This is a genomic window from Marinithermofilum abyssi (assembly GCF_014641195.1).
Classification (GTDB): domain Bacteria; phylum Bacillota; class Bacilli; order Thermoactinomycetales; family DSM-45169; genus Marinithermofilum; species Marinithermofilum abyssi.
In genome coordinates this window covers 143,527-161,950 of record NZ_BMHQ01000002.1, presented here as the reverse complement: position 1 = coordinate 161,950, position 18,424 = coordinate 143,527, and the positions used below count along the sequence as shown (strand labels likewise).

At 52.8% G+C, this 18,424-nt stretch carries 19 protein-coding genes and 2 pseudogenes; 12 read left to right on the top strand and 9 right to left on the bottom strand.

The window, feature by feature from the left end; all coding sequences use genetic code 11:
* The first annotated feature begins 77 nt into the window (after window positions 1-77).
* Both IEW70_RS02995 and cbiB read left to right on the top strand, forming a co-directional pair.
* Window positions 78-794 (top strand): adenosylcobinamide amidohydrolase, encoded by a 717-nt coding sequence (locus IEW70_RS02995; protein WP_188646444.1) that lies wholly within the window; start codon window positions 78-80, stop codon window positions 792-794.
* The gene (gene cbiB, locus IEW70_RS02990; protein WP_188646443.1) at window positions 791-1,765 is read left to right on the top strand and encodes an adenosylcobinamide-phosphate synthase CbiB; all 975 of its coding nucleotides are present in this window, start codon (window positions 791-793) and stop codon (window positions 1,763-1,765) included. The genes IEW70_RS02995 and cbiB overlap by 4 nt, the downstream gene beginning before the upstream one ends.
* Before the next feature lie 493 nt (window positions 1,766-2,258).
* Here the strand turns inward: cbiB and IEW70_RS02985 are convergent, their stop codons facing one another.
* Window positions 2,259-2,831: a class I SAM-dependent methyltransferase gene (locus IEW70_RS02985; RefSeq protein WP_188646699.1), complete on the bottom strand. Its 573-nt coding sequence runs from the start codon at window positions 2,829-2,831 to the stop codon at window positions 2,259-2,261.
* 158 nt (window positions 2,832-2,989) lie between these two features.
* Between IEW70_RS02985 and IEW70_RS02980 the strand changes: the two are divergent.
* From IEW70_RS02980 to IEW70_RS02970, 3 genes and pseudogenes are all read left to right on the top strand, one after another.
* Window positions 2,990-3,363: pseudogene (locus tag IEW70_RS02980) on the top strand (GTP-binding protein); the annotation flags it as partial.
* A 117-nt stretch (window positions 3,364-3,480) separates the two neighbouring features.
* Window positions 3,481-4,335, top strand: coding sequence for a sulfurtransferase (locus tag IEW70_RS02975; RefSeq protein ID WP_188646442.1), 855 nt, complete (start codon window positions 3,481-3,483; stop codon window positions 4,333-4,335).
* Between the two features lie 17 nt (window positions 4,336-4,352).
* Window positions 4,353-4,502: pseudogene (locus tag IEW70_RS02970) on the top strand (oxalate decarboxylase); the annotation flags it as partial.
* 219 nt (window positions 4,503-4,721) lie between these two features.
* On the opposite strand, the gene IEW70_RS02965 reads toward IEW70_RS02970, so the two are convergent.
* The 8 genes from IEW70_RS02965 to IEW70_RS02935 all read right to left on the bottom strand — a co-directional run bounded on the left by IEW70_RS02965 (window position 4,722) and on the right by IEW70_RS02935 (window position 13,186).
* Window positions 4,722-6,293, bottom strand: coding sequence for a GMC family oxidoreductase (locus IEW70_RS02965; protein ID WP_229751818.1), 1,572 nt, complete (start codon window positions 6,291-6,293; stop codon window positions 4,722-4,724).
* 635 nt (window positions 6,294-6,928) lie between these two features.
* A complete protein-coding gene (locus IEW70_RS18360; protein WP_373285907.1) occupies window positions 6,929-7,249 on the bottom strand; it encodes a GNAT family N-acetyltransferase in 321 nt (106 codons plus the stop codon).
* 41 nt (window positions 7,250-7,290) lie between these two features.
* Window positions 7,291-7,578 (bottom strand): GNAT family N-acetyltransferase, encoded by a 288-nt coding sequence (locus tag IEW70_RS02955; RefSeq protein WP_188646440.1) that lies wholly within the window; start codon window positions 7,576-7,578, stop codon window positions 7,291-7,293.
* Complete coding sequence (locus IEW70_RS17725) at window positions 7,538-7,726, bottom strand: hypothetical protein (RefSeq protein ID WP_229751793.1); 189 nt, start codon at window positions 7,724-7,726, stop codon at window positions 7,538-7,540. The genes IEW70_RS02955 and IEW70_RS17725 overlap by 41 nt, the downstream gene beginning before the upstream one ends.
* Window positions 7,727-7,744: 18 nt before the next feature.
* Window positions 7,745-9,850, bottom strand: a complete 2,106-nt coding sequence (locus tag IEW70_RS02950; RefSeq protein ID WP_188646439.1) for a molybdopterin oxidoreductase family protein — start codon at window positions 9,848-9,850, stop codon at window positions 7,745-7,747.
* A 9-nt stretch (window positions 9,851-9,859) separates the two neighbouring features.
* Window positions 9,860-11,089, bottom strand: a complete 1,230-nt coding sequence (locus tag IEW70_RS02945; RefSeq protein WP_229751792.1) for an MFS transporter — start codon at window positions 11,087-11,089, stop codon at window positions 9,860-9,862.
* 172 nt (window positions 11,090-11,261) lie between these two features.
* Window positions 11,262-12,737 (bottom strand): nicotinate phosphoribosyltransferase, encoded by a 1,476-nt coding sequence (locus tag IEW70_RS02940; RefSeq protein WP_188646438.1) that lies wholly within the window; start codon window positions 12,735-12,737, stop codon window positions 11,262-11,264.
* 14 nt (window positions 12,738-12,751) lie between these two features.
* Complete coding sequence (locus tag IEW70_RS02935) at window positions 12,752-13,186, bottom strand: M67 family metallopeptidase (RefSeq protein ID WP_188646437.1); 435 nt, start codon at window positions 13,184-13,186, stop codon at window positions 12,752-12,754.
* A 166-nt stretch (window positions 13,187-13,352) separates the two neighbouring features.
* Here IEW70_RS02935 and IEW70_RS02930 point away from each other — a divergent pair, with 166 nt between their 5' ends.
* The 7 genes from IEW70_RS02930 to IEW70_RS02900 all read left to right on the top strand — a co-directional run bounded on the left by IEW70_RS02930 (window position 13,353) and on the right by IEW70_RS02900 (window position 18,392).
* The gene (locus tag IEW70_RS02930) at window positions 13,353-14,213 is read left to right on the top strand and encodes a DUF72 domain-containing protein (RefSeq protein ID WP_188646436.1); all 861 of its coding nucleotides are present in this window, start codon (window positions 13,353-13,355) and stop codon (window positions 14,211-14,213) included.
* Between the two features lie 79 nt (window positions 14,214-14,292).
* Window positions 14,293-14,640, top strand: coding sequence for a hypothetical protein (locus tag IEW70_RS02925; RefSeq protein WP_188646435.1), 348 nt, complete (start codon window positions 14,293-14,295; stop codon window positions 14,638-14,640).
* Window positions 14,641-14,833: 193 nt separating this feature from the next.
* Window positions 14,834-15,652 carry a sulfite exporter TauE/SafE family protein gene (locus IEW70_RS02920; RefSeq protein ID WP_188646434.1) on the top strand — a complete coding sequence of 273 codons (819 nt, stop codon included), beginning with the start codon at window positions 14,834-14,836 and terminating at the stop codon, window positions 15,650-15,652.
* A gap of 17 nt (window positions 15,653-15,669) precedes the next feature.
* The gene (locus IEW70_RS02915) at window positions 15,670-17,109 is read left to right on the top strand and encodes a bifunctional metallophosphatase/5'-nucleotidase (RefSeq protein ID WP_188646433.1); all 1,440 of its coding nucleotides are present in this window, start codon (window positions 15,670-15,672) and stop codon (window positions 17,107-17,109) included.
* Between the two features lie 146 nt (window positions 17,110-17,255).
* The gene (locus tag IEW70_RS02910) at window positions 17,256-17,513 is read left to right on the top strand and encodes a DUF6154 family protein (RefSeq protein WP_188646432.1); all 258 of its coding nucleotides are present in this window, start codon (window positions 17,256-17,258) and stop codon (window positions 17,511-17,513) included.
* Window positions 17,514-17,662: 149 nt separating this feature from the next.
* Window positions 17,663-17,965, top strand: a complete 303-nt coding sequence (locus IEW70_RS02905; RefSeq protein WP_188646431.1) for a YunC family protein — start codon at window positions 17,663-17,665, stop codon at window positions 17,963-17,965.
* Window positions 17,966-18,056: 91 nt separating this feature from the next.
* Entirely contained in the window at window positions 18,057-18,392 is a 336-nt protein-coding gene (locus tag IEW70_RS02900; RefSeq protein ID WP_188646430.1) for a hypothetical protein, read from the top strand.
* The last annotated feature ends 32 nt before the right edge of the window (window positions 18,393-18,424 follow it).

Here is an 18,424-nt window from a genome sequence, read left to right as displayed (position 1 = left end):
TGCTGACCGATATACCGGTATTGTACGAATAATGGGATAAGGACGCATAGCAAGGACAATGGAATGGAGAGGGGATTGTGTTGAAAGAAACCCGTTCTATTTTGTTTGATCATCGGAGGATCATCCTGACACGCGACTTCGAGTACTTGATGGTTGAATGGGATGAGCCGTTGACGGTTCTGAGCAGTGCGCTGTGGGGAGGCGGATTGCGTAAGGCCCGGCGTTTGATCAATCGGCATGTACCCAAGGATTACTGTGAAGATGATCCGAGACAGGAAGCCCGCCAATGGCTGATCCGCCAAGGATGGCATATCGGAGAGACGGTGGCGTTGCTGACCGCAGCTAGGCTGGCGGATGCACAAGTACGTGTTACGGAGGGGTACCGGTTTCACCTGGCCACGGTCGTGACCGCGGGGGTGAGCAATGCGGCCCGTGCAGGTAAAGCGGGACCGACGTATCTGGATTATCCGAGGCCGGGAACCATCAATATGATGTTGATCGTGGATGGCGAGTTAACCTATGCTGCGATGGTCAATGCGGTCATCACTGCTTCGGAGGCCAAGGCGGCGGCCTTGCAGGAATTGAAAGTGCGGGATTCGGAAGGGGATCTCGCTACCGGGACCACTACCGATGCAGTCATTGTCGCCTCTACGCAACAAGCAGTGGAGGGAGTCACCCATCACTATGCGGGAGTCGCCAGTCCCTTTGGACAAATCCTGGGCCGGGAAGTCTATCACGCCGTCCGCAGTGCTGTCCAACTGGCGCAGGAACGCAAAGGAGAGATCATCGGATGATGCGGGCTGTCACACTGCTGGCAGCATACGTGTTGGACCGGATAATCGGCGATCCCCGGTGGTTGCCCCATCCGGTGGTGGGGATGGGCAAATGTATCACTTGGATGGAAAAGGGCATCCGAAGGTGGGTGCCCCTTTCCACTCCCTCGGCGGCTCGCATGGCAGGGTGCTTGTTTCCTATGATACTGGTTGGCGGCGTATATGGCATAACAGAGTTGCTGTTATTCGCAGCGGAGAGGGTTTCACCTTATTTGGCCCTCGGGCTGGAAATCCTCTTGATCGCAACTACCATCGCCACCAAAGGGCTGGCTGATGCTGCCCGGGGAATCTATGAAGCATTGGCTTTCCGGCGTCTCGATCAGGCTCGGAAGCAGTTGTCGATGATCGTCGGGCGGGACACCGAACAACTGGATGAATCCGAAGTGGTGCGCGGGACGGTGGAGACCGTAGCGGAAAACATCGTGGATGCGGTGACGGCTCCCCTCTTTTATGCGGCGGTCGGAGGAGCGCCCCTGGCACTCGCTTACCGGGCCGTCAACACGTTGGATTCCATGGTGGGATACAAAGATGAGCGCTACCGCGATCTGGGGTGGGCTTCCGCCCGCTTCGACGATCTTGCCAATTGGCTACCGGCTCGGCTGACCATCCTCCCCATGTTGGCGGTATTTTTTCTGATATCTGGGCCATCTGCTGTCCGTCGGGCGTGGCATACCTATCGGCGGGATGCCCGCCGTCATCCCAGCCCCAACAGCGGCATTCCGGAAGCGTTAATGGCCGGGGGCCTGGGTATCCGGCTCGGCGGAACCAACTGGTACCGCGGCGTCCCCTCCCACCGGGCGCAGATGGGGGAGCCGGTGATGCCCCGGCGGCCGGAACATATTCAGGCAGCGATCCGGGTGCTCTTTGGGACGACGTGGGTGTATACGGGTATGCTAGTGCTGGTGAGTCTTTTGTCGGACTGGGTTGCTTGAAAAGGTTTACTTCTATGGCTGGTTCCCGCCAATGCCCGTGAATGATCGGAATTTCCCGGCTTGAAACCTTTCCCTCCCTATCGAGCCACCTTTGCGGTAAACACCATGGTGAACTTGGCCGCGGGGATTATAGAATTCTCAATGTATTGCTGGAGGAATCTAATTCTTGATCTTATTGATCTTCAGGAATACGGAACGGCACAGTCAAAACGGCGTTAACTTACAGTACCTTGATCATGAGCAAAGATGAAGGTGGGCTAACGCATTTTCCGGATAGCAGACCGTGCCGTCCCTCCCTTTTTTGTCTCGGTCCTGCGCATCAAGCCAGGGTACGTCACGTTTAAGGGTCGTCCATCGAAGCTGCTGACAAAAGTTTCAGCAGTCGGATAGGAGCAGCAGGAAACCCTTCTGTTAAGTACACACGTACCCAGCGAAAACATGTGGGACCGTGGATAAAGGCGCTACGCGAAGCATTCCTTTGGCGCCTCGGCCATCACTTGACACACACCGCGACTCCCAAGGGATAGCGAACGCCTTTGCGGGGCGGTTCGATGGTGACTCCCCGTTGATAAAAGATCTCCACCTCGGAATAGGCGTGGAAAAGATCAGCAAACTCTTCCGGTGTCAGCTGATGCACATGAAAGGGCTCGGTGGTGGGCTTGCCGCGTCCGCTGCCAAAAGGGGTAGACAAAACCAATGTGCCGCCGGGAAGCAGCATCTCCCACAGGTGCTGCATAAACAGGCGGTCGTCAGACAAGTGCTCAATCGTTTCAAAAGAGAGGATGGTATCAAAGCGCCCCAGTTGTTCCGGCAGGCGGGGATCCAAGGCATCCGCAACCCGAAACGAAGACTTGGGGTGGTAGTATTGTCCCTTGGCATAGGTGATCGTCTCGGGATCGATGTCCACTCCGATCACTTCTTCCACATCCTGTTTGCAGGTTTTGGCGACCATATGGGTACCGTATCCCGTGCCGCAGGCGATATCCAACACCCGTCCCCGGACGTAGGGGGTGGCAAAATAGTAACGGGCCAAGTGTTCCAGCAACATGCCGTTGGTCGGCTTCATCTGTTCAGGGATGATCCGTTCTCCCGTCCACTCCAACAATGTCCTTCACCGCTTTGCTCATTTCTTTCGTCGTCCTTATTATAGCGGATAATGATCTCCATGCCGAATGCCGGAGAGAGCCGGATGTGATATATCGTTGGAGTGATGATGAAAGGGATATCTCGATGAAATCGGAAGTCAACAAGCAGCGAACCTTTGCGATTATTTCACACCCGGATGCGGGAAAAACCACCTTGACGAGAAGCTGTTGCTGTTTGGCGGAGCGAACCGGGAAGCGGGTTCGGTGAAAGGGCGCAAAACCAACCGGACACGTCACTTCGGACTGGTTGAAAATCGAAAAGAAGCGGGAGATTTCCGTCACTTTCAGCGTGTTGGAGTTTGAAATACCAGGGACACCGGGTGACCCGGTCACCTCCTATCGGACGCTGACAGCGGCAACCGCGCGGTTATGTGGATCGATTGCGCCAAAGGGGTGGAGCCCCAGACGATCGAGCTGTTTGAAGAGTGCCGGTTGCGGGGGATTCCCGATTTCCGGAGCTGAATTTTCATAAACATGCCGAAACCGCCCGAGGTTAATGGGCGGTTTGTTTGTTCGATGAAGGATTTGCGGGATGTATTGCGAAAGAGTAAGAAAAAAGGAGGTTCTACTATGTTTTTTTCATCGTTGGTTTCTCCCCAATGGTTACGGGAGCATTTGGATGATCCGGATCTGGTGATCGCAGATTGCCGGTTTGATTTGGCCGATCCGGAGGCAGGTCGTCGGGTATATGAAGCAGGACACATTCCCGGTGCGGTTTATCTGGATCTGGAGCGTGATCTGTCCGGTCCCGTTCAAGAGCACGGCGGACGTCATCCCTTACCGGATGAGGAAACTCTGGCGGAAACGATGGGTCGGGCCGGCATCGATGAGCGTAAAAAAGTGGTTGCCTATGACGATCAGGGGGAAGCGATGGCGGCCCGTCTGTGGTGGCTGCTACGGTATATGGGACATGATCGGGTCGCCATATTGGATGGGGGCTTCAGCGGATGGGTGCATCACGGTTACCCGGTGAGCCAGGAGGGGGTGACGCCGAAGCTCACACGCTTTGTTCCCCGGGTGCAGAGTGAGATGAAAGTGGACATGGATGAAGTGAAGCGGCATTCAGGGCTGCTGGTGGATGCCCGAGAGCCGGACCGGTACCAAGGCATACGGGAGCCCATCGACCAAAAAGCGGGCCATATACCGGGAGCGGTCAACCGTTTTTGGAAGGAGAACCTGGCAGAAGGGCAGCACTGGAAAAGCCCCGCCGAGCTAAAAAAAGAGTGGGACTTTCTCCGGGAGGAAGAGCAGCCTATTCTCTATTGCGGTTCCGGTGTGACAGCCTGTGCCAATCTGTTTGCGCTGCATCTGGCAGGGGTGAAAGGAGGCCGGTTGTATCCGGGGAGCTGGAGTGACTGGATCAGCTACCCGGAGAATCCAATCGAGACTGGGGAGCGTTCTGCCGCTGCACTTCGGCCAAAGTGACGGTTCCCTACAGACCTCGGGCCGGTGATGTAGGATACGTACCGTTCGCTTTCGGGCACTACATCCAGAACACCTGTTTCCAAAGCCGGTGGTTTCTGGAGATGTTCAAAAGTAACCGCTTTGCCGACGTGTCGCTGAACCAGTGGATGGCGCTGACTCCCCGGGAGTGACCGCCCCCAAATCGAACTTTCGAAGGTTCATGGCAAGGGATCCGTCGCAGGTTCCGCTGTCTGGGTCAAGCTGTGAAGGGTGGGAGCTTGACCGTTTTTCCTGAGGAGAGTGTTTTGAGCGGGCCGCCGGACAGGATCCGAAATGAAATGGTACGGTGACCCTTATGCGATCATCGTGACAAATGAAACTTTTGTTCACGCCCGCTACTACTTTAATTATTCTTCCCAATCTTCTAGATTCCGACTGCCTCGGCCACTACGTTTGACCTGTGACTTTTGTTTAAGTAATTGTTGCGCAATTGTAAAACCAATGAGGTACGCTGGGGCTGAAGTATTGCCATCTGCGGTAAATGGAACTATGGAATCATCAGCAACTATTAGGTCTTCTACTCCATGAACCCGCCCTCGCTGATCAACGACCCCCCCTTTTGTAAGAGGTGCCATTCGAAGAGATCCTTGTTGGTGATGGTTATGTCCGAAATCTTCTTTGATAAACTTTTCAAGCTCGGCGTCGTCATTGATGATGTCCAGGGTCGGTGAAAGGAGCTGGTATGTCGGATCAATGGCCGTCAACTTTGCCGCTATATTCCTGATATAAATCTTGTAGATGTTTTTTACCGCTTCCAAGTCGGCGGTATCTTCAAGAAAACCTTCATCTGCAAGAACGATTTTCAATGGGTCATTGCTCTGTATTTTAATGGATCCACGGCTTTTTGGTCGCAGGAAAATGATCCCGATGGTTAATGAGTCATCCGAGCCGATTCCTATGAGCTGTACCCCCCGACGATTTTGATCTGCCCCGGGCGTTGGGTCAGGCAAGAAAGCACCGCCTGTGAAAAGAGCATTTGGATCATCGCGAGGTATTGGATTATCGTTTGGATTGACGGTAAAAACCGCGGAGTTAAGCGTGTGATTTCTGAGGTGCTTACCCACGTTGGGGTTATCGAAGACAACGGAAATGCCTGCTTCTCTGAGAAGTTTGGCAGGCCCGATTCCGGAAAGCATTAAAAGCTGGGCGCTATTGATCCCTGCTGAAACAATGACTTTCTTGCGAGCGTAAGCACGAATGCACTTACCCTCTTTGAGGAATTCCACACTTTCCGCGCGTCTATGGTTAAAAAGCACGCGAAGAGCCGTGGACTTAAAAAAAACCTTCAACCTCCGACCGTTTACACCACGACCGTCAGGGGTCATGATATCTGATGAAAGAAAGGCGGTTGATGAGCTTTCTCGTCGGCCGTTTGGCTTCTGAAATAATTGCCAGCGAGTAAAGGGGCCGAGAGGTGTTTTAGGATCATTATAATCCAGAATTTCTTTAAATCCCGTCACCTGCTCTATGGCTAAAACCAGCTTTTTGGCCATGGCGGTGGGATTCACTGGAGCCTGCCTTATGTCGATCCTTCCATTCAATCCACGAACCTCAGGATTATTGGTTTTTCCGTTGTATTTCTCCAACTTTTTGAAATTAATGATAGCCTGTCGGGGTGACCAAAGAGTCCCCAGGAGCCTTTCCCATTCCCTGAAAACGGTTGGTGTTGGTCGTACATACTGTTCACCGTTGATCGAAGAGCCACCTCCTGAGAGTCGACCCGTGGTCCACTCAAAAGAACGTTCATCAACCTCTTCTTGAGGCACCCCCTCTCCTTGCCAAAAGTACTGTGGGAAAAAACGTTCTTCAAGTTCCAAAGCAAATGTAGAATCTCTGATCGGCTGGTCTCTATCGTTATTTTCCCCTGCTTCCAAAACAAGAACAGAAGTTTTTTTATCATCGGTCAGAGTCTTTGCCATGACGGCACCCGCTGGACCAGTTCCTATGACGATATAGTCAGAAATTAATTTTCCGCTATTTCTTCGTTGTTGACTCACTCAACCCCCCCCTTATTTTGGCATACTTGAGATATCATATTATTCCTATGGTAAGGGAGTAGCTTACAGTACCACGTTTGAGATGTAAGGAATGGATTATCTGAAATGACACTCACAGCAAAAATCGCCATGGTAATAGAGATCTGGCGAGTTCGAGCATTCCCATGGGAGGTTGAGTATGAACAGTAGAGATCGAAGGCGAATTTGGGGCCGGGGAGTCATTTTTGAAACTCCCATCACTTCATTTGTTTTACTTCCACACGCTTTATGTAAAAGTGAATGTACCGATGCACCAGGTTTTGTTCCAAAGGACTATGTAGACAACAAGCTCGATGTGAACAATCGGAAGGTAGAAACCAATATATAAGTAAAGTGAAGCGAAAAATACACGATTGGTGACCCAAGATAAAATCCTGGCAGACTTTGCGAGGGAATACCTTGATGTTTGTCCTCATGTGGTGAATGGGATCGTGCAATGAAATTTCACCCAAATGCTTGAGATACCAAGCCGAAATAGCATTCCCGACGACCGGGAAGGGGAACGCCGCTGCGGCTCATCAAGGGGGCGGCTCCGGGTTGGCGTGGCTGAATCCCATGTGGGACAGTTTGTGTAATAATGTTTCCTGACGGCTCGGGACATTCAAACGATAGGGTGGGGGGATTTCTTGCGACAGGTGACTGATGAGATGAGCAGCCGTTCCTGGATCCGGGGCTACCACAGGCCCAAAACCGGTGCTTTCCGGTTGAGGGATTGCCAGGGAAAAGCCGGTCAGGATTCCTGAGCCATCGCGCATCATGGCGATGGCTCGTGCTTGATCCAATTTGGCGTGTAACAGTTTGTCCCGACAGGCTCCGGTGGCGTGTCGATCCTGTTGGATGATCTGAAGCCGCTCTTCTGCTGACAGCTCGTGAGTTTCTTTTACGGTAATCGTTGTGCCGATTTGTTGGGATGGCAGATGGAGCAGTTGTCGGCAGTCACTTTATAGATATGCTCTATGGTTTGAAAACCGCATTGGCGATAGAGAGGAACCCCTGCCAGTGTGGCCACCAGGCTGCAAGGAAGAGAAGCATCTGCATGTTGGAGCAATTGCTGTAAAACCCCTTGGCCCAGTCCGTTTCGCTGCTTGTCCGGATCGACGGCCACCATGCCGATTGTCGCCCATGTATCATAGCCGGAATAAAAAACCACTGGCGATGAGTTTCCCATATTTACCGACATACCCCTTTCCTTTTCCACCGGCAGCAAAATACAGCCGGGTTTCTTCCTCGCCGGGAAACCAATCGATTTTTCGCCATAAATCGATGAGGCGGATAACGTGTTGGTTGGACAGAGATACAGAGGTAGTTGGGTGCATGGTTCCTCCTTTTGGCGGTCAACTGGAGATTTCCGCCAGCTCTTTGGTCTTGTGGCTGGCTGCTTCTGCCGGTTCGATGCGAACCGCACAGTATTTAAAAGCAGGCATCCGGCTGGCGGGATCGAGCAATGGAGAGGTCAGCCGGTTGATGCACTGCTCTTCTCCCCAGTGAAAGGGCACAAACACCGTGTCTTCTCGGATGGAGTCCGTGCATTGTACACGGAGTTCCACCGTTCCTCGGCGGCTGGTGATTCGAACTATCTCTCCATCCTTTACCCCCCATTTCTCTGCTGTGGCGGGATGCATTTGCACGAAAGGTTCCGAAGCTTTCTGCAGCAAGGCAGGGGTGCGCCGGGTTTGTACGCCTGTCAGGTAGTGCTGGGTGATCCTTCCCGTAGTCAGGACCAACGGATACTGGCGATCCAGCTGCTCCTGGGGCTGGGTGTGAGCAACGGGAACCAGCCGGGCTTTGCCATCGGTATGGTAGAAACACCGATCCTCAAATAGACGCTTCCGGCCGGGGTCGTTTTCAGAAGGACAGGGCCAAAACACTCCCTGTTCCTGTCGGATGCGCTGATAGGAAATTCCGCTATAATCAGCAACTCCTCCTTGGCTTGCCCGCCGGAGCTCCTCAAAGATCTCTTCGCTGTTGACAAAACGAAAGCCTTTCTCTTTTCCAAGAGCATGGGCCATCTCCTGCATGATCTCCCAGTCTTGTTTGGTACCGGGCAGAGAGGGGATGACCGCCTCCCGCAATGTGACACGCCCTTCCAATGTGGTTATGGTCCCCGTATCTTCGAGATGGGATGATCCAGGCAGAACGAGATCAGCCATTTGTGCCGTTTCAGACAAGAAGAGATCGACGACCACCAACCCTTTTAGTTGCCGAAGAGCGGCTTTCACCCGGTGGACATGGGGGCTGGAGACAACCGGATTGCTGGCAAACACGATTAGGCTCTGGATATCTCCCTCCAGGATTTTGTCAAACATCTCATAGGCCGATACCCCTTTTTCCGGCAGCTCTGATTCAGGGATGCCCCATATGTCAGCGATGTGACGCCGGTGATCGGGGTGGTCGATGTGGCGATAGCCCGGCAGTTGGTCTGCTTTTTGGCCGTGCTCTCTTCCGCCTTGTCCGTTACCCTGACCGGTGACAGCACCATAACCGGCCCCTTTCTTCCCGATATTGCCCGTTAGCAAGAGGAGATTGAGATAGTTGCGGACGTTCATCACACCGTTGGGTTGCTGTTCCACTCCCCGGGCGGTCAGGATGAAGCCGGTTGCTGCTTGTCCAAAAGTACGTGCCACCTGTTGGATATCTTCTTTGGGAAGACCGGTAATCCTTTCAACTTCCGTCCAGCAGATATTCCTTACATGGGTCACGACGGCCTCGTAGCCATCAACATGGGCTTGGGCAAACTCCCAATCTACGTAACCTTCTTCTACGATCGTTTTCAGCAAACCATTGACCAAAGCGGCATCCGATCCGGGTCGGATGGAGAGATGACGGTGAGCGATCTTGGTCGTGTTGGTTTTCCGCGGGTCGATGGTGATCAGCGTAGCCCCGTTGGCTTTGGCTTGCAGCAGATATGGCATCAGCGTGGGTTGACATTCGGCGATGTTGGTTCCTGCGAGCAGGATGCATTGGGCATGTGGGAGGTCGGACAATGGATTCGTGAATCCTCGGTCGATCCCAAAGGTTTGATTAGCAGCGGCAGCGGCGGAAGACATGCAATACCGACCATTGTAATCGATATAACGAGTGCCGAGGGCGACACGAGCAAACTTACCGAGAAGATAGGCATTTTCATTGGTCAGAGATCCTCCGCCGTACACACCGACAGCATCTTTGCCATGCTCCTGTTGAATGCGGCGCACATTGGCCTGGAACCAGTGAAGCGCTGTTTCCCAGGAAACGGGTACCAGTTTACCTTTTTGTCGTAGCAAAGGGGTTTGCAACCGCTCTTCACCCAACACCGGGACATGGGCATGCATCCCTTTAGCGCACCATTTTCCGTGAACCACCGGATCCTGTTTGTTAGGAGAGGCACGATAGAAATGTTCTTCCTGCACCATATGAAAGGTGCACTGAATACTGCAGTAGGGGCATTGTGTCTGTTTCATATGAACTCCTCACTTTTCGGCTGCATGCTGGAATTGAGTTGTTGTGCGACGAATGTCGGCCCATTGGGAAAGCCATTGTTGTTTTACGGCGAGCAAGCACCCCCAGGCGATTCCCACGACAGCGCAGAGAAATATAAAGCCGGGAACAAAAGAACCGCTCTGTTCTCTCACTAAGCCCAGCAAAAAAGGCAAATAGAATCCTCCCACGCCGCCTGCAGCACCCACCAGTCCGGTCACGGTTCCGATCTCTTGTCGGAATCGTTGGGGAACCAGTTGAAACACGGACCCGTTGCCCATGCCGAGGCACACCATCAACGCGAAGAAACAGCCCGCCTGCAGCGTCAGTGAGGGAAGAAAGGGCAATACTCCCAACATGATAGAAATAGAAAAAAAGAGTCCTTTCAATAAGGAGACACCCCCGATGCGATCCGCCAGCCATCCGCCCACCGGACGGACAAAGCTGCCCGACAATACGCACAAGGCGGCTATATTGGCAGCCTGTAGCGGCGAAAGGGTGAATTGCCCATGAAAATATAACGGCAGAAAGCTGGAAAAACCGACAAAACCACCGAAGGTAATGCTGTAAAAATAGCAAAACAACCAAGTGTCTTTCTCTTTTAACAGCCGGATGAAATCTGATGCCTGGGAGGACTTGGTCTGCTGCATTACGGGCTCTTTCGCTGCGAAAAGGTATAACAGAAGGATGATCGACATCGGGATCAGTGCGACGCCGAATACAGCATGCCAACTACCGAAGATTTGCGCCAAACGTGGTGCAAACCAGGTGGCTAACAATGTACCGCTGTTGCCGGCACCGACGATGCCCATGACCAGTCCTTGATTCTCTTTGGGATACCAACGGCTGGCCAGCGGAAGAGCGGCAGCAAAGGAGGCACCGGCGACTCCCAGCAGGAAGCCGTAAGCATAGATCTCCGGCAGACGGGTACCGCCGATCCACAGGCAAAAGAGAGGAACCATCGAGGCGGACATGCCCAACATTCCGGCGCGTTTGGCTCCGAAACGATCAGAATACCATCCCAGCAAGACTCGGAAAATGGAGCCCCCTAAAATGGGAAGGGCTACCATCAGGCCTTGTTGGAATACGGTCATCGGAATGTCTTGGCTGATCACGACGCCCAATGCGCCGAGCAATACCCATACCATAAAGCTCACGTCAAAATACAGAAAACTGGCAAGCAAACTAGGCCAATGCCCTTGCTTCCACAGTGAACGAATCAATGTATTCCCCCGCTTTCAGAAATCCTATGTATACAACTTTATCATACAAAAGCCGGTGTTTTTAGACAATTTCCGCGGCGCACAAAAAACCCCCGCCCATAGCCGGGCGAGGGATTAAAAGGCGTGAGTTCGCTATAATCAGAGCCAAAAGCGTCTTCTTCCCCAGCTTTCTTTACTCTCCGTTTTCGCCGTTTTCCTCCCGGATTTCCTGATAAATTTTGCGGAGCAGTTCTTGTTTCTTATCCCACAGCTCCTGGGTCAAATCGACCGGAAACTCCTCCGGGTTCAAAAGGCGCAGGTATTCCTCCCAAAACAACTGCCGCTGTGTCTCGTAATGTTTGCGGATCGCAGTGATGGAGGGCAGGTCGTAGACCCGTTCCCCCTGCCGAAAGATGGGCTGCAACAAATTCACGGCCCGGAAATGCTTCACCTTTTTCCTGCGGTACGTATGCACAGGATGAAACAGTACCAGAGGCCGGCTTTCATCCGGGGGGTGCCCCACTTCGGTGATTAAGTCAGCGCGGGCTTTTCCGGTACGCTGGTCGATGATGCGATAGACGTCTTTCCGGCACGGAGTGGTTACCTTTTCCGGATTGGAAGAAATCTTGATCGATGGGATCCATTCGCCGTTTTCTTCCCGAGCGACCAGTTTGTATACAGCACCCAAAGCAGGTTGATCGTAAGCGGTAATCAGTTTGGTGCCGACTCCCCAGGCGTCTACGCGGGCCCCCTGGGATTTCAGGTTGAGCAGGGTGGTTTCGTCCAAATCACTGGACGCAACGATCTGGGTATCGGTCAGGCCGGCGTCATCCAGCATCTGCCGCGCCTTTTTGGAAAGGTAGGCCAAGTCGCCGCTGTCCAGGCGAATCCCGGCCAGTTTGTATCCTTTCTCCTTCAACTCCAACCCTACCTGAATCGCATGGGGTACGCCGCTGCGAAGGGTATCGTAAGTGTCCACCAACAAGACAGATTGATTGGGGAAGGCTCGGGCAAACACCCGGAACGCTTCCAGCTCGGTATCGAAGTCCTGTACCCAGGCGTGGGAGTGGGTCCCCCGGGTGGGAATGCCGAACATCTGGCCCGCTTTCAGGTTGGAGGTGGCATCAAACCCTCCGATATAGGCCGCCCGGGCTCCCCAGATGGCGGCATCCACTTCCTGTGCACGCCGGGTGCCGAACTCCATCAGCGTTTCATCGGGAGCGATGGAACGGATCCGGGCTGCCTTGGTGGCGATCAGCGTTTGGAAGCCCACAAAGTTGAGGAGTGCCGTCTCGATCATCTGCAGCTCCATAATCGTCCCTTCCAAACGGATCAAAGGTTCATTGGGGAATACCACCGTGCCTTCCGGCATGGCATAGATATCCCCGGTAAAGCGCCATTGGCGGAGCATGTCCAGAAACTCCGGATCATAGTTCTCTTCTTGCTCCGCCAGGTAGGCGATATCTTCTTCCGTAAACTGCAGGTTCTCCAAAAAACGAATGACGCGCTCCAATCCGGCGAACACTGCGAAACCATTGCCGAAGGGGAGCCTGCGGAAATAAAGGTCAAAGGCCTTGCGGCGCAAATGAGTGCCGTTTTTCCAATGGGCGTACAACATGGTGATTTGGTATTTATCAGTATGAAGAGCCCATCCCGCTCGCGTATCCATGGAGTTCACTCCTGTCAGCTGCGTTGGTTTTTTGTACGGTCGGCGATCACTTGATATAAGACAGGAATCACTCGGCCGTTTTGTATCCAAAATGCGGATAATGCGGGGCGATTGCCGTGCAAGGACAGGATCCAACTGGTTAAATTGGGATACTGCCATTGATGAATGTCCCGGCGGGAAGGATAGGGAGCCGTACGCGGATGGGAATGCAAAATCCCCAGCCAGCTCAAATGAAGCTCCCGCATGCGGCGCAGTGTGTGAACAAAAACCTGCGGGTCGAAGGAAAAAGACCGGGGATTTTGATCCTGATTAGGTATCGGAAAAAAGTGCGTGATTTCACAATCCTGCCCGGCCAAAATACCGCATCCTTCTCGGGGAAGCTGTTTTCGGCAATGATGTTCAATCTCTGAGATGACCCGGGAATGAATCGAAATATGGGGTGGTGTCAAAGTCAGGCCCCCTTGTAGGCTCCGTATCTTACATCCTTTCCGTACTGTGACGATTCATCACTATTGTACCGTTAATTCCTGGTGGTGCAAGTCTTTCTTCTTCGTGTCCGCCTGTAAGTTTTCTGTGTGCTAGAATGGGAAAACAACGAGCGGTGAGGAGGTTCTCATGAATCCGATACAAATAGGAGTATGCGGTTGGGGGGATCATGACTCTTTGTACCCGGCGGGTACGGCTTCCGGCGACAAACTGGCCATCTATTCCGGGCATTTTCCGGTGGTGGAGGTGGATAGCTCCTATCATGCCATCCAACCGCCGGAAAGAATAGCCCGTTGGGTGGAGGAGACACCGGAAGGTTTTCGCTTTGTTGTCAAGGCGTATCGGGAAATGACGGGTCACGGACGGCGCAACGGAGCACCGGAGCTTTCGGCGGAGGAGATGTTTCGGGCATTCCAAGCATCTCTGCAGCCCATGGTGGTAAAAGGAAAGCTGACAGCGGTGCTGTTTCAATTTCCGCCGTGGTTTGACTGCAACAAAAAACATGTGGCCTATATCCGCCGCTGCCGGGAACGCTATCCCGACTTGCCGTTGGCGGTAGAATTTCGCAACCGGACCTGGTTTACTACCCGGTACCATGATGCCACCCTGCGGTTTTTGGAGGAGGAAAAATGGATTCACGTCGCCTGCGACGAGCCGGATGCCGGAATCGGTACGGTACCGATCGTGGCCGAAGTATCGCACCCGGAGCAGGCCATGGTCCGCCTGCACGGACGCAATGCCGAGGGATGGAACAAATCCGGACGAAGTGATGCCGAGTGGCGGGATGTTCGCTATGCTTACCGGTATACCACAGAGGAATTGCAGGAATGGGTGGCTCGCATACGTCGGATGAAGGAGCAGACAAAACAAGTAACCGTGCTGTTCAATAATAACTCCCGGGGAGATGCTGCTGACAATGCCAAGCAGTTGGCCGATCTGATGGGCATCACTTTTGCGGGGCTGGCCCCGCGCCAGCTGGAGATATTTTAATAGGGCAGAGAAACTGTCGATTTGAGTCGAAAGGCCCATGTCCGCTAAACACCTGATATGTTAAAATAAGGAATAGGTGATGGCGGTGGAAGAAATCCGGGACATTCTATATCGAATCCTTGAGGAGCAACAAGTTACCCATGCCAAACTAGACGGTATGGAGCAACGAATGAACAGGATGGAACAACGCATGGATGGCATGGAGCAGCGGATGAACGGCATGGAAAAGTGGATGGCGGGAACGGACAAGCGATTGGAAGGCTTGGAAGTAGGTTTTAGCCGGATGGAGAAAAAGATCGATGGTTTGGAGACACAATTGCATGAGGTAGCCGAGTCGGTCAATCACCTGATCGTCAAAACCGCACTGAATGAAAAAGAGATCCATTTAGTTAAAAAAATCCAGGAAGCCACGTTGAAAAACAGTTAGTGAAGCCGGAAGAGCGCCTGCTCTTCTGAGTCTGCCGATAAAGTTTCTCGAAGAGTTAAAGCTATCATATGGGTTTTCATCAATCCGGGAAGAGCACGAGCCTGCTCTTCTTTTCATTTGTTCACTCTGATAAGATGAAAGAATATCGGGTGTTTCGGAACTGAGTCCGTATAAATAAAGGAGGAACCATCAAGTGGCGGAGTGGCTTTTGCTTTTGCTGGTGGGCTTGGTGGCCGGGACTGTGGGAAGTTTGGTCGGATTGGGCGGGGGTATTATCACCGTCCCCGCACTGTTGATGATGGCATCGTTGTATCCGGAATTCAGCCATATCACCCCGCAGGTGGCAGTGGGAACCTCGTTGGCGCTGGTCGTGCTGACAGCGCTGTCGAGCACCCTTTCTTACGGCAAACAGAAGCGGGTGGATTTTCACAGCGGATGGGTATTTTTTCTGGCAAGCGGGCCTGGAGCCATGTTTGGAGCTTATCTGACCCGTTATTTCGATATGGGTGTGTTTTATGTCGGCTTTGGAGTGTTGATGATCGTTATCTCCGCATTGTTGACTTTTCGGGAGAGAATGAAAGGACACTCTGTGAAGTGGAGTGTCAAGCGGGAGTTTACTGATCGGGAAGGGAATGTATACGAATACGGGTATCATCGTCCCATTGCCCTGATCGTTTCTTTTGTGGTGGGAACTATTTCCGGATTGTTTGGGATTGGCGGAGGGGCGCTTTTGGTGCCGATGATGGTGCTGATGTTTCAGTTTCCCGCCCATGTGGCTACTGCTACGTCTATGTTTGTCATCTTTCTCTCTTCGGTGGCCGGTTTTTTCACCCATTGGTTTCAAGGCAATATCGACTGGCAGGCGGTTTTATTCATCGCGCCGGGAGCGTGGTTCGGGGGGCATTTGGGTGCGTTGATTTCCAGCCGGTTGAGCAGTAATGCGCTGCTGATCGCATTGCGCTTGGCCATTATCACCGTAGCCGTTCGGATGATTATCGAAGGCTTGTCCTGATCCGGAGGAGGATGGTTGTGAAGAGTCGCAAACGGGTCCGTATTCTGCACACCAATGACATACATAGCCATTTCGAACAGATGCCCCGAATCTGCACCTGGGTCAAACGGCGTCAAGCGGAGGCCGAAGCCCGGGGAGAAACGTCCATCCTGGCGGATGTGGGGGATCATATGGATCGTGTCCGCAAGGAGACGGAAGGGACCGGCGGTTTGGCGAATTATGGCGTTTTGGAAGCAACGGGTTACCGACTGATTACCTTGGGGAACAATGAATTGCTCACGTTTTCCAAAGAAGAACTGAACCGGCTGTACAGAGAGTCTCCTTTTTCCGTATTGGCGACCAATGTGGAGGAGCTGGAGGGAAGCCGTCCCGAATGGATCCGGCCTTGGACCATAGTGGATACTGATGAATGCAGACTGGGATTTTTGGGTGTCACGATTCCTTTTCCCGAGTTTTACCGGTTGTTGGGGTGGCACGTGAAAGACCCTTGGGATGTATTGGCGCTGGAGGTACCCCGGCTTCGCAAAGAAGTGGATGTCATCGTGGTATTATCCCACTTGGGACTGCCCAATGATCGGCGTTTGGCAAAGGAAATACCAGGGATTGATGTCATTCTGGGAGGGCATACGCATCATTTGTTGAAAGAGCCGGAACGTATCGGGGATACACTGGTGGCGGCCGCAGGCAAGTTTGGCCAGTATGCTGGGGAAGTTGTTTTGGATTGGGATGCTGAAACCCGGCGTATCAAGAAAATGGAGGCCGGGGTATTTGCTATGGCTGCCGAAGTGCCGGATCGAGGGTTGGAGGAGCAGATTGCCCGATCCCGCTATCAAGCGGAGTTGTATTTGAAACAGCCGATCAGCCAACTGGATCAACCTTTGCCGATCGATTGGTATCACGAATCGCCTTTGGGAAATTTTTTGGCGGACGGACTCCGGGCATGGGTAAAAGCGGATATCGCGTTGGTCAATGCGGGACAGTTGTTGGATGGGTTGGATGCGGGGCCGGTTTCCCTCGGGCGGCTGCATGAGATTTGTCCCCATCCGATCAATCCGTGCCGGATCAACCTGAAGGGAAGGCAGATTCGCGCTTTGTTGGAAACCTCCCTCCAACCGGAGGTGCAACAAATGGAAATCAAGGGGTTCGGATTCCGCGGAAAACGGCTGGGAATGTTGAATGTGGCCGGGATGGAGGTCGTCTACGAGCCGACAGGTGTCGCCGGACAACAAGTGCGCGAGGTGACCATCGAAGGGAAAGTCATGGAGGATGAAGCGGTTTACAGTGTGGCTTCCATCGATATGTTTACCTTTGGTATCGGATACCCGGAGGTACAAAACGGGACCGATCTCCGCTATTTTTTACCCGAGTTTTTGCGAAATGTCTTGGCTTGGCATCTGGGCCAGCCCGAATCGGTTGCCCTTGCTTATCGTACGCGATGGAGACAGTGGAACGGATAACCCTCCTATTGCAGACAGAAGAAAAAACATCATGGTTAGACCCATTCATGGGAACCGTATGGACAGGTGAAAAAATCTATGTTGTTTTTTCTTCTCAACCCCGGGTACTTACGTTAGAATAGCTTCAAGTAAAGGAGGATTTCCGGATGCGTTTTGTTGACGACCTCTATTCACTCTACCGCAACCAGCTGGATGAAGATGAAGAAAACGCCGTTTCGATCGTGCTCAGCATTCTCGAGGAACAATCCCGCGAGGATATTATGCAGTTGATCGAAGAAATGGATGACGAAGAAGTTTTGCAAATGATGGGTGTCTATCTGGTGGAGATGCTCAAACTCAAAATGGCCCAGGAGGGCAAACTGGCGGAGTGGGAATCGGCACTCAGCCGACCCCGATACCATTAACCGGAAAGGGATGGTACCGGAGACTCCGGCTCTTATTGTACTGATCATCCTTCTTTTCAACCGGATCTTCATGGTACCGACCCACACCCTTCCCGCTCGATGTTCATAGGGTATTAGGTACGCTAGAGAGGGCATGGGAGGGTGAAAACGTGATCCAGCTCATACCGCTTGAGGTGGAGGGCCGTTCGGTAGTGGGCATCCATGTGGTGTTACCCAAAACCAATCTGTTGGCCGTCGCGACGGAGAAGGGGTACATTATGTGCGGAGCATTGGATGTAGCGCTGTTAAATGAAAAGTTGGCCGACCGGGGGATTGTGGCCGGCCGGGCTGTCGGTGTACGCACCCTGGAGGAGTTGCTGGAGGCGCCTTTGGAATCAGTGACTCTCGCTGCTGAACAGCTGGGGATTCAACCCGGCATACCGGGAAAAGAAGCGATTCTGAAGATGCTGTGATCTGCTTATCCTATATGGCTGGACACTGCTGAGAGCATCTGAGATGCTCTTTTTTTGTGGTATACTGTTCCCGCAGCCGAGGAAAAACCATATGCGCTACGGACGACGGCCACAGACATTGGCGGCGATGTCTCCGGATCGGGTAGAAGCGATGGAATTTTACTTTTTGCACGTATTAAACGCCAAGTCCGTTACCAAGGCCGAGATCAAGTTGATGGGCTACCTGATCCGCCGTTATCTCCATTTAGGGGAAACAGGAAAGAAGACGATGCGGATCACCGAGAAAGATTGGGTGAAGGATGCTGGACTCACCAAGGCCGAGATCGACAAAGCTTTGAAGAAGTGTGCAGATCGAGGCTGGATCTCTATCGATACGAGCACCCGACCTGCGGGATTGCATCTTCATTTTCGAACGGAAGCGGACTGATTTTGCTTAAGATTGGGATGTATCATACTTAT

What these genes read in the sequence shown, in the direction of transcription:
- cbiB (WP_188646443.1), top strand. Translation starts at nt 791, where the DNA reads ATGATGCGGGCTGTCACACTGCTGGCAGCATACGTGTTGGACCGGATA.
- IEW70_RS02985 (WP_188646699.1), bottom strand. Translation starts at nt 2,831, where the DNA reads ATGAAGCCGACCAACGGCATGTTGCTGGAACACTTGGCCCGTTACTAT.
- IEW70_RS02975 (WP_188646442.1), top strand. Translation starts at nt 3,481, where the DNA reads ATGTTTTTTTCATCGTTGGTTTCTCCCCAATGGTTACGGGAGCATTTG.
- IEW70_RS02965 (WP_229751818.1), bottom strand. Translation starts at nt 6,293, where the DNA reads ATGGCAAAGACTCTGACCGATGATAAAAAAACTTCTGTTCTTGTTTTG.
- IEW70_RS02955 (WP_188646440.1), bottom strand. Translation starts at nt 7,578, where the DNA reads ATGGGAAACTCATCGCCAGTGGTTTTTTATTCCGGCTATGATACATGG.
- IEW70_RS17725 (WP_229751793.1), bottom strand. Translation starts at nt 7,726, where the DNA reads ATGCACCCAACTACCTCTGTATCTCTGTCCAACCAACACGTTATCCGC.
- IEW70_RS02950 (WP_188646439.1), bottom strand. Translation starts at nt 9,850, where the DNA reads ATGAAACAGACACAATGCCCCTACTGCAGTATTCAGTGCACCTTTCAT.
- IEW70_RS02940 (WP_188646438.1), bottom strand. Translation starts at nt 12,737, where the DNA reads ATGGATACGCGAGCGGGATGGGCTCTTCATACTGATAAATACCAAATC.
- IEW70_RS02930 (WP_188646436.1), top strand. Translation starts at nt 13,353, where the DNA reads ATGAATCCGATACAAATAGGAGTATGCGGTTGGGGGGATCATGACTCT.
- IEW70_RS02925 (WP_188646435.1), top strand. Translation starts at nt 14,293, where the DNA reads ATGGCGGTGGAAGAAATCCGGGACATTCTATATCGAATCCTTGAGGAG.
- IEW70_RS02910 (WP_188646432.1), top strand. Translation starts at nt 17,256, where the DNA reads ATGCGTTTTGTTGACGACCTCTATTCACTCTACCGCAACCAGCTGGAT.
- IEW70_RS02900 (WP_188646430.1), top strand. Translation starts at nt 18,057, where the DNA reads ATGCGCTACGGACGACGGCCACAGACATTGGCGGCGATGTCTCCGGAT.